The organism is Ilumatobacter sp. (assembly GCF_039969435.1).
Taxonomy (GTDB): Bacteria; Actinomycetota; Acidimicrobiia; order Acidimicrobiales; family Ilumatobacteraceae; genus Ilumatobacter_A.
In genome coordinates this window covers 196,118-209,451 of the sequence record NZ_JBDVNU010000017.1, presented here as the reverse complement: position 1 = coordinate 209,451, position 13,334 = coordinate 196,118, and the positions used below count along the sequence as shown (strand labels likewise).

Sequence of the window (13,334 nt, the reverse complement as noted above, 5' to 3'; positions counted from 1 at the left end):
CCCACGGCCCTGTGACCGAACGGATTCGCGCCGTAACCTGAACCGATGAGCATCGCAACGGCTCCCGTCGCACTCCCCCAGGCCAACGAACCCTGTTGGTGTGGCAGCGGACGCAAGTACAAGCGCTGCCACAAGAAGCTCGAAGGCCGAGTGCTGCCCGGCGAGGTCACGCCGATGCGCACGGTGCCCGACCACATCGCCCGCCCGCCGTACGCCGACACCGGTGAGTACGAACCGTGGGACGAGCCGATGGTCAAGTCGCCCGACGTGATCGAACGGATGCGGCGCTCCGGCAAGGTCGCCTCGACCGTGCTGCGTGAAGCGGGCGAGATGGTCGCTCCGGGTGTCACCACCGAGGAGATCGACCTCTTCATCCACGAACGGTTCATCGAGCTCGGTGCCTATCCGTCCACGGTCAACTACCACGGCTACCCCAAGGCGTCCTGCACGTCCGTCAACGAGGTGATCTGCCACGGCATCCCCGATTCGCGGCCGCTGCAGGACGGCGACATCTGCAACATCGACGTCACGGGTTGGATCGGCGGCGTCCACGGCGACACCAACGCCACCTTCTTCGCAGGCGATGTCAGCCCGGAGAGCCGCCAGTTGGTGAAGGTCACCGAGGAGGCGATGTGGAAGGGGATCGAAGCGGTCAAGGCCGGCCGCCCCCTCTCCGACATCGGCCGAGCGATCGAGGAGCACGTCAAGCCCTACAGGTACGGGGTGGTCAAGGCGTTCGTCGGGCACGGAATCGGCGAGCAGTTCCATCCGCCGCCCCAGGTGCTGCACTACTACGACAGCCGCCAGGACAAGGTCATCATGCGGCCCGGCATGACGTTCACGATCGAGCCGATGATCGCGCTCGGCACGATCAACTACAAGATCTGGGACGACGACTGGACCGCGGTCACCGCCGACGGGAAGCGCACGGCCCAGTTCGAACACACGCTGATGGTCACCGACGGCGACGCCGAGGTGTTCACCGGCGGTGAGGGCGCAGCCAGCCCCGTCGCCCCCTGGCACCGCTGACCCGCTGACCGGGGTTGTCGGCAACCCCGTTCAGGTCGTGGCGGAACGATCGCCACCGCTCGGACCCGGATCCTGCGGTCCGAAGAGGGTGAACAGGGCGAAGACCGCGAACGCCGCGCCGCCGGTGATGGCCGAGGCCGTGGCGAGGCGGTCGAGCCATCCCGGCGCGTCGCTCGGGATCAGCGCCGCCGTGAGCCCGTCACGTTTGATCACGCCCCACACGACGAGTTGCACGCCCACGACGAGGGCTGCCGCCTTGGCTGCGAAGCCACTCCCGCGACGCTCGGTCACGACCCCCACCGTCGCAGCCACGACGGCGATCGCAGGGAGCACCCACCACACGAACCGCGGTCCGGTCTCCGACGGCAGGCTGACGTACTGAAGCACGCCGGCGACCAGTGCCAAGAGCGCCAGCGGAACAGCTGCGACGACCCAGTGCCGCTTCGAGCGCCAGGCCCACACCGCTGCTCCGACGAGGGCGACTCCTGCCGCCGCGCCGCCGATGGCGGACGCCGGCGAGGGCTCGGGCTGCCATGTGCTGATCACGGTCACGTCGACCTCGGAACCGTCGACCACGAGTGGGATCACGCCCTCGACGATCTGATCTCCGACCTGCTTGCCTGCGGGCCGGATGGTCTGCATCCAGTGGGCACGGTGGTCGTGCCACGAGTACCGGCCACCGCTCGCGACCTCCTCCCAGTCGGGCTCCGCGTCCACGGTCGCGTTCGCAGGAGGCACTGCGCCGCCGAAGCGATCGTCGTTCGTGTACGTGCTCGGAGCGTTCCGGTTCTCGAGCACCGTGCCGTCGGCCCGGAACCACAGGTAGTCCTCGCTCTGGTAGCCGACGACGATCACGTCGGTCCCGGTCGCCACCTGCAACTGGATGAACGAGTCGCCGCCGAGGACGTTCACCTCGATTCCCGGTGTGGCGGGCTCGATGCTGCGGACCTCGCTCAGGTAGTCGGTCGGCCCGGCGGGGTCTGCGAACGCCGTGCTCGGGAGGAGCACGAGGGCGACCACCGCGACGAGCAGACCGACCCACGACGATCGTCGCCCACCGGTCCACGCACGAGGTCGACGGGCGACCCCGAGGGAGCCCGTGTCGGCTCCGCCGTGGCGTGTCTGGGCTCTGCCCGGCATCGATCAGGCCGCTTCGACGACGAGGATCAACTGGCCACTCGGGTGCACGGTGCAGACCCCTTCGAATTCCCCGGGCGACGTGAACTCCTGGTTCAACGTCTCGTTCGCTCCGACGAACCACGGACCGACGTTGTGCCCGCGGTCGTCGTCGTTGACGATGCGGATCGTCTCGCCGACCCTGGTCGAGAGTTCGGCCGGGAGGATCTCGAGTGGAGTCCCCGCATCGAGTGCCTCGCCGGCGCCGAGCGGGATCGTGTACTCGTAGGTGGCCTCGCCCGACTGCTCGGTGGGCGTGAGGCCCGGACCGTCGGCGCCGTCGGCACCGCCGCAACCCACGACACCGAGCGACACGACGGCCGCCGCCGCGAGGGCCCGGGCGAACGTCACGCCGATTCCCGCTCGAGCAGGATGTCGAGGTCGTTCGCGATGTCGCTCGGCGCGGCGCCGAACTGCCAGGTCAGCACCAGCTCGCCCTGGTCGTCGACGGCGTACAGGAACGGCGAATGGTCGACTTCGATCGTGCCGTCGTCGAGCGTGCGCACGTCGTAGCTCACCCCGAACGGCTCGGCAGCCTCCATCAGCAGCGCTTCGTCGCTGGTTCCCAACGCGACCGCGTCGGACACGAAACTGGTGACGTACGGCGCCAACACGTCGAGGTCGCGGCCTGGGTCGACGGTGACCATCGTGGTCTCGATCAAGTCGGTGATGCCCGGCTCGTCCCGTTCGAGTCGGTTCAGAGCAGCTCCGAGATCCGACAACGTGGTGGGGCACACGTCCGGGCAGTTGGTGAACCCGAAGTACACCACTTCGATGCCGCCCGGCTCGGCGCGGAACTCGACCTCGGTGCCGGGCTCCGTCAGCGACGGCAGCGCAGTCCCACCGACCGCGGGCGCCGGTGAACGCACGATGCCCGACAGACCCGACCCGTCGGAATCGGAGGGGGCAGCGTCGTCCGGCGTCGCGTCGGGCGAGCCGGCTCCGGCATCGTCGTCGGACGCGGTCGAGTCGCTCGATCCACCACAGGCGGCAAGTGTGATCGCAGCGACCGAGGCGATCGCGACGAGACGGCCGCGTCTCGGTGCGGACCACCGGGACCGATCATGCTTCATCGGTCGTCAACTCCTTGATGTAGGCCACCACGTCGGCCGCTTCGGCCTCACTCACGCCGTTGACCGGCATCGCGAGCGTGTACCCGGCCACCTCCTCCACCGACGGTTCGAGGATCGATCGGAGCAGGTAGGCGTCGTCGGCGACCACGGTCGTGCCGTCCTTCAGTTCGCGTTCGCTACCCGCCAGATCGATCCATGTCGGCCCGACACCGCCCTGTCCGGCCGCGCCGTGACACGACGCGCACCCGTTGGCCATGGTCACCGTCTTGCCACGCTGAGCGAGTTCGGACAGGCCACTGTCGTCGCCACCGCCGCACGCCGCGAGCCCGACGACGAGCGCGACCACCGACGCTCCGAGTGCGAATCGACCTCGCGTTCGGTGGCCTGAGGGCGTGGGCATCCTTCTCTTCACCTTCTTCAGGTCGTGCGACGGGGGCCGTCGGTTCCCGTGGACCGCTCGTCGTCCGCCGTGTCGTCGGTCATCATCTCGACCAGGTCCATCCGCGCACGAGCGACCCGCGACCGGATCGTGCCCACCGGACAGTCGAGCACCTCGGCGGCCTCGTCGTAGTGCATGCCGAGGACCTGGGTGAGGACGAAGGCGGCACGTCGATCGTCGCTCAGCGCTTCGAGCACGTCGTCGAGAGCGACTCGGTCGGCTGCGTCGATCGAGGTCAGGGTGCCGACACCGTCGCCGGCGACGGCGTCGTCGAAGACGGCGGCGTCGCGTCGACGTCGGCGCTGCGCACGACGGGCGTGATCGACGCACACACGCCGGGCGATCGTGAGCAACCACCCACGAGCCGGACCCTCGGCTCGGTAGCGATGCAAGGAACGGACAGCCCGTTCGTAGACCTCCTGGGCCAGGTCGTCGGCATCTCGGGCGTCGCCGAGGTAGCGGCACAGCTTCCACACGTCGCCCTGCGTCTCGGCGACGAAGCGTTCGAGGGCGCGACCGTCACCGTCTCGGGCGTCGATCAGCAGTCGGGTCAGATGATCCATCGCACGAACAGTGTCGCACCGGGGAACCGTTTCCCAGGGTCCGACGACCTGTTCTTCGTGGAACGTGATGAAGGGCACACCTCCGGTGACGACGCATCGATCGAGACGGTCGGTTGCGACGATGCGCGCATCCTCGTCTCGGTCGTGGCCGACGACGAAGCGACGCGCCACGAACGACGCACGCTCGACGCCCACCTCGACGGCTGCGCCGACTGTTCGTCGTTCGCCGCAGCGCTCACGGGTGCGGAACGACGCCTCCGGATGCGGCCCGCCGAGCCCGTCCCGGACCTGGTCCTGGCGGTCACCTCACGGGTGCGACCGGCGGTACTCGGTCGCGGCGGCTGGATGCGCCCCGCCCTGGCATGGGTCGCCATCGTGCTGTTCGCTCAGAACATCGTGCCCCTCGTGCTCGGTCGCACCGACGGCGCCGAGACCCACCTCGCCCGCCACCTGGGCGCGTTCGGTGTCGCGATGGCGATCGGGTTCGCGTACGTGGCGTGGCGCCCGCACCGTTCGTTCGGGATGCTGCCGTTCGCCGGCGCCCTGGTCCTGACGATGTTCGCGAGCGCCGGCTTCGACCTGATCGACGGCGACAGGTCGCCGCTCGCCGAGAGTGCCCACCTCGCCGAACTCGCCGGTCTGGCGCTGCTGTGGATGATCGCCGGATCACCCGGCTGGAACGGTTGGGGCGACATACGCGACCGCGTCGGCGACCGCCTGCACCCCGTCCGCTGATCACACCCGAAGGTCGAGTCGGTCCGTCTGGTTCTGAACCAGAAGGACCGACTCGGGCACGTTCGTCGTCAGATGTGGGCGAGGAAGGCGGCGACGTTGCGGCCGAGGTCGTCGGACTCGTAGCCGCCCTCCTGCACGATCGCCGTCGGAGTTCCGAGTCCGGTGATCTCCGTCGCCATCCGCCCGAAGTCGTCGGTGGTGAGGTGGAACGTGCCGAGCGGATCGTCCTCGAAGGTGTCGACACCGAGCGACACGACCAGCGCGTCGAGACCCCGCAATCGCTCCAACGCGACGGCCAGCGCGGCGAACCACTCGGCTCGGCCCGTACCTCTCGCCAACGCCAGGTTCAGATTCGCGCCCTCGCCGTCGCCGCTGCCACGCTCGTCGGGGAAGCCGGCGAACCACGGGAACTCCTCGACCGGGTCGGCATGGATCGACACGAACACCACGTCGTCACGCGCGTAGAAGATCTCCTGGGTGCCGTTGCCGTGGTGGTAGTCGACGTCGAGGACGCCGACCCGACCCATCCCGCGGTCCCGGAGTCGCTGCGCGGCCACGGCCGCATTGTTCACCAGGCAGTAGCCGCCGAAGCGGTCGCGGCCCGCATGATGTCCGGGAGGGCGGCACAGGCCGTACGCGGTCTCGCCGTCGTCGAGGGTCCGGTCGGCGGCAGTCGTCGCGATCGCCGCCGACGACGCGACGGCCGCCCACGTTCCCGCCACGATCGAGGTGTCGGCACTGAAACTGTGTCGACCGAGCAGGCCGACGATGTCGGCGGGTTCGCGATCGGTGAAGCCACCGGTCGGCCACATGAACCCCATCGCCGCCGTTGCGGTGTGTCCCGCTCCGACCCACCTGGCCCATGCGGTCTCCAGCAACTCGACGTACGCCGGGGTGTGGACCCGGCCGAGCAGCTCACGATCGACGGGTCCGGGCTCGACGAAGTGGTGGCCCGCAGAGCGCAGTGCAGCGGCGATCAGGTCGGCTCGTTCGGGTCGCTCGAACCCGTCGACCATCTCCCCGTTGTGCAACTCGCGATACCGATGCCCCCGGTGCTCGTCACTCGCGATGATCAACACGTCCGTTCCTCCATCGTCGTCATCCTGCCAGCACCCGCCAACCTCTGTTGTTCCGTCCGGGAGCGATCAACAGAGGTTGGCGTCTCGGACCGGGTGTGAGCGGGACCGCTCGCCGATGCGGTCGAGCGCCGAGCACCACCACGCCATCGCCGCCGCGTGTTCGTCAGCGGTGAGTCCGAACGCGGCGTCGACGAGTTCGCCGCACCGGATCACGTCCCCCGCTCGCAGCGCGTCGACGGCGTCGTCGAGGGACCCCTCGGGCCAGGCGAGTTCGGCGAGCATCGTCGGCCCGACCCGGATCGCCGTCGGCCCGAGGCCCGTTCCCCCACGCTGGTGCCACGCCCAGACCGAGGCGGCAGGGGACGTGAGAACGGCCGCCACCTGCCATGCGACCTCCGCACCGCTGGTCACGTCGAGCGGATAGGCCGCCACGACCGGCACACCGGGCAGCCACTCGCCGAGGGGGTCGCACACGGCCTCGAGGATCGAGGTCTGGTTCGCGATCAGCACCTTCGGGACGAGACGCTGCTCGGCCCACCGTGTCATCTTCTCGTCGAGAGCCGCCACGTCGATCCGCGGTGCGGTGAAACGCCGCTTCGCGAACCGCACCGACCGCTCGCCCCACAACGACCGGCCGGGATCGATCAGTCCACTCGTGATCAGTGGCGGTCCGAACAGGAAGTCGCCGACCGCCGGCACCATCCCGTAGTACTCGTCGCGGAAGTTCGCGTTCAGTCGAACGCGATCGCCCAGTCGCCCGGCCGCCGGCTCGGGATGTTCGAACACCGAGGCGAGCGCGGGAACGCCCGACCGTGCGGTCACCACGTGCGACCAGTTGCCCGTCGAGCTGGCCGCCAGGCTGGCCGCCGCTGTCGGCGAGAACTCGAAGGCGACTGCGCAGGTGACCACCTGCGCTGCGAAGTCGCGCTCGCCCGTCCACGCCGACCAGAACATCGTCGCCCGATCGTCGATGTTCCGCCGCACGTCACCGGCGTCGCGCGCCGACAGTATCGACTGTGGCAACACGTAGGCGAGCCGCCCGCCGTCGGGATCGACGAGTTCGGAGCCGAGCGCGAGGAACTCGGCGGCCGCATCCATGTACGGGCCGCCTCCCCGAACGCTCGACCCTCCTCGCGTCGTCGCTGCCGCCATCTGCGACAGGTACGGCGGGTTGCCGATGACGATGTCGAAGCCCTCGCGCGGTCGTACGTCGTCGAGACGTCCGTCCCGCAGGGCGTCGGCACGGATGACGTGGATCCCGCACGACGGGTCGATCGCGGCAACGGTGGCGGCGTCGACATCGACACCGACCAGTCGCACGTCGCCACCGTGGGCCTCCACCGCTGCGCGGACGGCGACCAGGAACCGGCCGTCGCCGCAGGCGGGGTCGATCACGTGGATCGGTCGACGTCGCCGACGCTCGACGAACTCCCCGGTCACGACGGCGGCGACCAGGGCGTCGACGAGGTGGGTGGGGGTGAACCAGGCGCCGCGTTGCTTGCGGTCGACGGTCGCGCCGGACTCCGGTCCGTCGTTCGTGATGCGCTCCCCGGTCACTGCCGAGAGGGTATGGCCGAGAAGGGATCGCGGTGGACCCCCGTCTACAGTGCGCCCCGTGACCGAGGCCGTGCAGTCCACGACGTCCACCGTCCGGGCGTTCACCGACGAGTCGCGACACCTCTCCTTCGATCGTGACGAGTGGGCCGAGTTGAGGGCCGCCACGCCGCTCACACTGCGCGAACCCGAACTCGACCGATTGCGCGGCATCAACGAACGCATCGACATGGACGAGGTGGCAGCGATCTACCTCCCACTCAGTCGGTTGCTCAACCTGTACGTGATCGCCACGCAGAACCTGCACAAGGTGTCGGCCACGTTCCTCGGAGCCAAGGCACCCAAGGTTCCGTACATCATCGGCATCGCCGGCTCGGTCGCCGTCGGCAAGAGCACCTTCGCAAGAATCCTGCAGGCGCTGCTCGCGCAGTGGCCCGACCACCCCCAGGTCGACCTCATCACCACCGACGGGTTCCTCCACCCGAACCACGTGCTCGAACACCGCGGCCTGATGCACCGCAAGGGCTTCCCCGAGTCGTACGACACCCGCCGGTTGCTCAACGTCCTGAACGAGATCAAGAGCGGTCACGCACACGTGGAAGCGCCCGTGTACAGCCACGTCGTGTACGACATCGTGGACGACGAGCGCGTCGTGATCGAGCAACCCGACATCGTCATCCTCGAGGGCCTCAACGTGCTGCAGACGGGCGAGTCGTCGACGGAGTTCGTGAGCGACTACTTCGACTTCTCGATCTACATCGACGCCGACGAGTCCGACATCGAGAACTGGTACGTCCAGCGGTTCCTCACCCTGCGCGAGTCGGTCTTCCAGAATCCGGACAGCTTCTTCTCGAACTACGCCGAGTTGACCGACGACGAAGCCATCGACACCGCCCGCAACATCTGGCGCTCGATCAACGGCATCAACCTGCGCGAGAACATCGCCCCCACCCGCGACCGGGCGTCGGCGATCCTGCGCAAACGCAAGGACCACCGCATCGACCGCGTCCAACTCCGCCGACTCTGAGGACTGCCGGGGTCGGCTGGGGTCCGACCCGAGCCGACCCTCCGTCAGTCCAGGCCGAGCCAGGCGGGGAGGTCGGCGAGCCGCTCGAGGGCGACGACGTCCTCGGTGTGGTCGTCGACCCGTTCGAGTTCCCACGTGAGGTGGTACGGGACGTGCACCGCGTGGGCACCGATCGCCATCACGGGCAGGATGTCGCTGCGCACCGAGTTGCCGACCATGCAGAACCGGTCGGGCTCCACGCCGAAGCGTGCGAGCAGCTTGGCGTAGGTCGCCGGGTCCTTCTCCAGCACGATCTCGATGTCGGTGAAGTGGTGTTCGAGACCCGACGTGGTGACCTTGCGCGTCTGGTGCACGAGGTCGCCCTTGGTGATCATCACCAGCCGGGCGTCGCGACCGACCCGGGCGAGCACTTCGGGCACGTCGGGGAGCAGGTGCACCGGTTCGACCAGCAGGGCAGCGCCGAGGTCGACGAGTTGGCGGATCACCTCGGTGGGAACTGCACCGTCGGTCATCGAGATCGCCGCCCGCACCATCGACAACGTGAACGCCTTGACGCCGTAGCCCTGCGACGCGATGTCCGTCTTCTCCGTCGCGTGCAGCGCGTCGAGCACGTCGATGCCGATCGGAGCGAACGGCGACACGAGTTCGGCGAAGCGAGCCTCGGTCTGCTGGAAGCCGTCCTCGGACTGCCACAGCGTGTCGTCGGCGTCGAACGCCACGACGTCGAAGTCGTCGATCCGCCGCCGACTCCGCCCCATCACCCACTCCTCGTCGAGCACCCGCACCACATCGAACGAGACTAGAACGAGACGACGTGGACGACCCGCTCGACGCCGGGGATGCTGACCGTCACACTGCGATCGGCATGCCTCCGCCTCCCGAGCCGAGGACCAACCGGGTGCCTTCGGCCCGGTTCTTGCAGTCCTTGCCCGCGATGTCGAACGCCTCGTTGAGCTTGGTCAGAGCCGACTTGAAGCTGCCGTCCCACTCGCCCTGGAAGGCGTCACGGGCAGGGCCGATCCACGAACTGTTGTTGAGCGGACTGTCGACGTCCGACACGATCTTGTTCACGATCTCGATCTGAGCGATCAACGTCGCTCCGATCCCGTCGAGCTCCTCGGGTGTTGCGCCGTGCGATGCTGCCATGGTGTTCTCTCCTGGGTGATGTGACGTTGCCGTCGTTGTCGGATCTGACGTCGGCTCGACCCCTCCGGGGGTGCGCCACCCACTCAGTGGGTCGCCAGGGTCGGGGAGAGGAAATCGAGTTTCGATACGGTTCTCCGATGGGATCGGATCGCCAGGCCGCCAGCTCCACCGATGAACTCGACCCGCAGATCGCTGCGGTGCGCGAACACGCCGCCGAACACCTCGAACGGGCCGTCGAGATGCGCAGGCGTCTGCACGAGTGGCCCGAGATCGGCAACGAACTCCCGCGTACCCGTGACGAGGTGCTCGCGTCGATCGAGGACCTACCACTCGACGTCTCGCTGCACTCCACCACGAGTGGCGTGACCGCACTCCTCGAAGGAACCCGGCCGGGCCCGACGATCCTGCTGCGCGGCGACATGGACGCACTGCCGATGCCGGAGGACACCGGCCTGGACTTCTCCTCGCGCGTCGAGGGCTGCATGCATGCGTGCGGCCACGACACCCACACCGCAATGCTGTCCACGGCTGCGCGCGTGCTGTCGGAGCGTCGCGACGAGATCGCCGGACGGGTCCTGTTCATGTTCCAGCCCGGCGAGGAGGGCCACCACGGTGCCAAGCACATGCTGGAGGAGGGTCTGCTCGACGTGCCGCCGATGTCGGACGGCACCGACTCGCCGGTCGAGAGCGCCTTTGCGATCCACATGACTTCGGCACTTCCGAGCGGCTGGGTGTCGACACGAGGCGGCCCGCTGATGGCGTCGGCCGACGTGTTGCGAGTGACGGTCACCGGCAAGGGAGGCCATGCGAGCGAACCGCATCGTGCGGTCGATCCCGTGCCCGTTGCGTGCGAGATCGTGATGGCTCTGCACGCGATGATCACACGCTCGATCGACCCGTTCGACCCCGCCGTGCTCACGATCGGCCAGATCCACGCAGGCACCACGAACAACGTCATCCCCGAGACGGCGTTCATCGAAGGCACGATCCGGGCGACCAGCGAGTCGACGCGTTCCAAGGTCCACGACGGCGTGAAGCGTGTCGCGGACGGGATCGCGGCGGCGCACGGCTGCGGCGCGGAAGCGGTCATCGAGTACGGATACCCGGTCACGTCGAACCACGACGAGTTCGCCGAGTTCTCCCTCGGTCTCGCCGCCGAGGTCGCAGGGTCGGGTGCCGCGGTCCGTCTGCCGCACCCGGTCATGGGCGCCGAGGACTTCAGCTACCTGCTCAACGAGGTTCCGGGTGCGATGGTGTTCCTCGGCGCCACGCCCCACGACACCCCGTTGGCGAAGGCCGCGCCCAATCACTCCAACCGGGTGTACTTCGAGGAGGCGGCGATGGGCACCGGCATCGCCCTCTACGCGGCGACCGCCCTCCGGCAGCTGTCGCCGTCGGGTCTGGTCGTCCGGTAGGACCCGACTCGCTCGAGGTCAGGCGCGGAGAACCTTCTCCATCGCCCGCCCCTTGGCGAGCTCGTCGACCAGTTTGTCCAGGTAGCGGATCTTCTGCATCAGCGGATCCTCGACGTCCTCGACACGCACACCACACACGACGCCGGTGATCGACGAGACGTTCGGGTGGAGCTCGGCTTCGGCGAAGAACGCCTCGAACGTCGTGTCCGACGCGAGGTGGTCGCGCAGTGTCGATTCGTCGTACCCCGTGAGCCAGGTGATCACCTCGTCCAGCTCTGCTCGCGTCCGCCCCTTGCGCTCGACCTTGTTCAGGTAGTGCGGGTACACCGCAGCGACGCTGGTGGTGAAGATCCGATGCATCCTCGAGATCCTACGTTCGGGCGGCGGTGCGATGATCAGGGTCGGTGGCCGAGAACCTCGGCGGCGACGGTCCAGAACGACTCCAAGACTGCGGCGTCTGCCGGGCCACCGAGCTCGGTCTGGGTGAGGAGGATCGCGATGCTGTCGTGCGAGGGCACGACGTGGGCCGATGTTCCGGTACCACCGACCCAGCCGAACCGACCGATCACGTTCCACGGGTTGCGCACCGCGATGTCGACGCCACCGCCGTACCCCCAGGACTGGCCGTCGAGGAACACGCTGTCGGTGTCGCGGATGGTCGGGTCCAGATGATCGGACGTCATCGCGGCGACCGTCTCTCGAGGGAGCACCTCGCCACCACCGTCGAGGAGCATCCGTTGGAAGGCCAACAGATCGGCTGCTGTCGACAGCAGGCCGCCGGCACCCGAGGCGAACACGGGCTCGACGGACCACTCTCCGTCCGGCCCGTCGACGATCTCGAGGGTGTCGTCGACACGTCGATACGACGTCGTCATCCGGTCGATCGATCCCGGCGGGGACGAGAAGCCGGTGTCGAACATGGCGAGCGGTCGGAGGAGCCGATCCTCGACGTGGTCGGTGAAGGGTCGCCCGCTGACCCGTGCCACGAGGACGCCCAGGATGTCGAAGGCGGTGTTGTAGGTGAACCCCTCGCCGGGCTGGTGGAGGAGCGGGACCGTCCCGAGGATCGACATCCACTCGTCGGGAGCCGGCATCGCCTGCGGTCGCGGGGGGCCCTGGTGGAGTTCGTCGATCAACCGGGTGGTGACGGGTGACGAGAAGTCGGACGGGAAGCCGTGGCCGTTCGTCGAGCGCAGCAGATCCTCGACGAGGATCGGTCGGACCGCGGAGACCGTGTCGTCGAGAGGTCCGGACACGCGTCGCATCACGCGAGGTGATGCGAGCTCGGGAAGGATGTCGTCGACCGGGTCGTCGAGACGCAGTCGACCGTCGGTCACCAGCGTCAGGACCGCGGCTGCGGTGATCGGCTTGCCCACCGAAGCGATCCGGAACAGCGATTCCTCACGCATCGGTGCCCCGCCGATCGCCTGGTCGCCGAGCACGACCACTTCGACGTCGGCACCACGTCCGACGACCGCGACGAGACCGGACACGTCGCCCGCGTCGACGTGAGGGGCGAGCGCATCGATCACGGGGCGTACGTTCACGGTCGATCACCGGGGCTGCGTCGAGCCGGACCCGACATCGGTCTGGCCGACGCCGGCGTCTCGACGGCCAGTGCAGCTTCGTACGCGGCGTGCAAGCGCTCGCTCGCTCGGGGTGCTCCGGGGTCGGGGCGTGGGACGCCGATGTGGATCTCGCGCAGTTCGTCCATCATCTCCTGCACCAGTTGCGGGCCGCCGTCGCGAAGCAGTTCGGCACGGACGCGGAGTCGACGCTCGCCTTCACGGTGAGCCAGCCCCCAGTTGCCGAGCGCGACCATGATCGGGAGCGCCTGGATGCCCGCCTCGGTCAGCGAGTACGCCGCGCGCTGGCCACGTCGGGTCTCCTCACGAGTGAGCAGGTCGGCGGCGACGAGCAGCTTGAGGCGGCCGGCGAGGATGTTCGTGGCGATGCCCTCCTCCGACCCCGCGATCAGCTCGCGGAAGTGGCGCCGCCCACCGAACATGATGTCGCGCAGCACGATCACCGCCCACGGGTCGCCCAGGACTTCGACGGCGGCGTTGATCGGGCAACCCGACCTCGGTTCTGTCGCCAC

16 protein-coding genes are annotated in these 13,334 nt (G+C 68.5%); 4 read left to right on the top strand and 12 right to left on the bottom strand.

Annotated elements, in window-relative coordinates:
* Positions 1–45 precede the first annotated feature (45 nt).
* Positions 46–1,029 (top strand): type I methionyl aminopeptidase, encoded by a 984-nt coding sequence (map, locus tag ABJK40_RS09940; protein WP_348479047.1) that lies wholly within the window; start codon positions 46–48, stop codon positions 1,027–1,029.
* A gap of 30 nt (positions 1,030–1,059) precedes the next feature.
* Here map and ABJK40_RS09935 read toward each other — a convergent pair whose 3' ends face one another.
* Genes ABJK40_RS09935 through ABJK40_RS09915 form a run of 5 tightly spaced genes read right to left on the bottom strand, consistent with a single transcriptional unit; the run spans position 1,060 to position 4,280 of the window.
* Positions 1,060–2,169, bottom strand: coding sequence for a hypothetical protein (locus ABJK40_RS09935; protein ID WP_348479046.1), 1,110 nt, complete (start codon positions 2,167–2,169; stop codon positions 1,060–1,062).
* A 3-nt stretch (positions 2,170–2,172) separates the two neighbouring features.
* Entirely contained in the window at positions 2,173–2,556 is a 384-nt protein-coding gene (locus tag ABJK40_RS09930) for a hypothetical protein (RefSeq protein WP_348479045.1), read from the bottom strand.
* Positions 2,553–3,278 (bottom strand): SCO family protein, encoded by a 726-nt coding sequence (locus ABJK40_RS09925; RefSeq protein WP_348479044.1) that lies wholly within the window; start codon positions 3,276–3,278, stop codon positions 2,553–2,555. Before ABJK40_RS09925 ends, ABJK40_RS09930 begins: the two co-directional genes overlap by 4 nt.
* Entirely contained in the window at positions 3,268–3,678 is a 411-nt protein-coding gene (locus tag ABJK40_RS09920) for a cytochrome c (RefSeq protein WP_348479043.1), read from the bottom strand. The genes ABJK40_RS09925 and ABJK40_RS09920 overlap by 11 nt, the downstream gene beginning before the upstream one ends.
* 17 nt (positions 3,679–3,695) lie before the next feature.
* Positions 3,696–4,280, bottom strand: a complete 585-nt coding sequence (locus ABJK40_RS09915) for a sigma-70 family RNA polymerase sigma factor (protein WP_348479042.1) — start codon at positions 4,278–4,280, stop codon at positions 3,696–3,698.
* 57 nt (positions 4,281–4,337) lie between these two features.
* On the opposite strand from ABJK40_RS09915, the gene ABJK40_RS09910 reads away from it, so the two are divergent.
* On the top strand, positions 4,338–5,015 hold the full coding sequence (locus tag ABJK40_RS09910; RefSeq protein ID WP_348510249.1) for a zf-HC2 domain-containing protein: 678 nt from the start codon (positions 4,338–4,340) through the stop codon (positions 5,013–5,015).
* A gap of 68 nt (positions 5,016–5,083) precedes the next feature.
* On the opposite strand, the gene ABJK40_RS09905 is transcribed toward ABJK40_RS09910, so the two are convergent.
* Together ABJK40_RS09905 and ABJK40_RS09900 are read right to left on the bottom strand one after the other, a co-directional pair.
* Positions 5,084–6,094 carry a histone deacetylase family protein gene (locus tag ABJK40_RS09905; RefSeq protein ID WP_348479040.1) on the bottom strand — a complete coding sequence of 337 codons (1,011 nt, stop codon included), beginning with the start codon at positions 6,092–6,094 and terminating at the stop codon, positions 5,084–5,086.
* Between the two features lie 66 nt (positions 6,095–6,160).
* Positions 6,161–7,651: an N-6 DNA methylase gene (locus ABJK40_RS09900; protein WP_348479039.1), complete on the bottom strand. Its 1,491-nt coding sequence runs from the start codon at positions 7,649–7,651 to the stop codon at positions 6,161–6,163.
* Between the two features lie 58 nt (positions 7,652–7,709).
* Here ABJK40_RS09900 and coaA point away from each other — a divergent pair, with 58 nt between their 5' ends.
* On the top strand, positions 7,710–8,675 hold the full coding sequence (coaA, locus tag ABJK40_RS09895; protein ID WP_348479038.1) for a type I pantothenate kinase: 966 nt from the start codon (positions 7,710–7,712) through the stop codon (positions 8,673–8,675).
* Positions 8,676–8,719: 44 nt separating this feature from the next.
* Here coaA and ABJK40_RS09890 read toward each other — a convergent pair whose 3' ends face one another.
* Entirely contained in the window at positions 8,720–9,454 is a 735-nt protein-coding gene (locus ABJK40_RS09890) for an HAD family hydrolase (RefSeq protein WP_348510248.1), read from the bottom strand.
* 70 nt (positions 9,455–9,524) lie between these two features.
* Positions 9,525–9,821 (bottom strand): hypothetical protein, encoded by a 297-nt coding sequence (locus tag ABJK40_RS09885; RefSeq protein ID WP_348479036.1) that lies wholly within the window; start codon positions 9,819–9,821, stop codon positions 9,525–9,527.
* A gap of 137 nt (positions 9,822–9,958) precedes the next feature.
* Here ABJK40_RS09885 and ABJK40_RS09880 point away from each other — a divergent pair, with 137 nt between their 5' ends.
* Complete coding sequence (locus ABJK40_RS09880) at positions 9,959–11,236, top strand: M20 family metallopeptidase (protein ID WP_348479035.1); 1,278 nt, start codon at positions 9,959–9,961, stop codon at positions 11,234–11,236.
* A gap of 18 nt (positions 11,237–11,254) precedes the next feature.
* Here ABJK40_RS09880 and ABJK40_RS09875 read toward each other — a convergent pair whose 3' ends face one another.
* From ABJK40_RS09875 to ABJK40_RS09865, 3 genes are read right to left on the bottom strand one after another with little or no spacing between them, the layout of a single operon-like run.
* Positions 11,255–11,596 carry a DUF2200 domain-containing protein gene (locus tag ABJK40_RS09875; RefSeq protein ID WP_348479034.1) on the bottom strand — a complete coding sequence of 114 codons (342 nt, stop codon included), beginning with the start codon at positions 11,594–11,596 and terminating at the stop codon, positions 11,255–11,257.
* A 35-nt stretch (positions 11,597–11,631) separates the two neighbouring features.
* A complete protein-coding gene (locus tag ABJK40_RS09870) occupies positions 11,632–12,783 on the bottom strand; it encodes a serine hydrolase domain-containing protein (protein ID WP_348479033.1) in 1,152 nt (383 codons plus the stop codon).
* Entirely contained in the window at positions 12,780–13,334 is a 555-nt protein-coding gene (locus ABJK40_RS09865) for a helix-turn-helix domain-containing protein (protein WP_348479032.1), read from the bottom strand. Before ABJK40_RS09865 ends, ABJK40_RS09870 begins: the two co-directional genes overlap by 4 nt.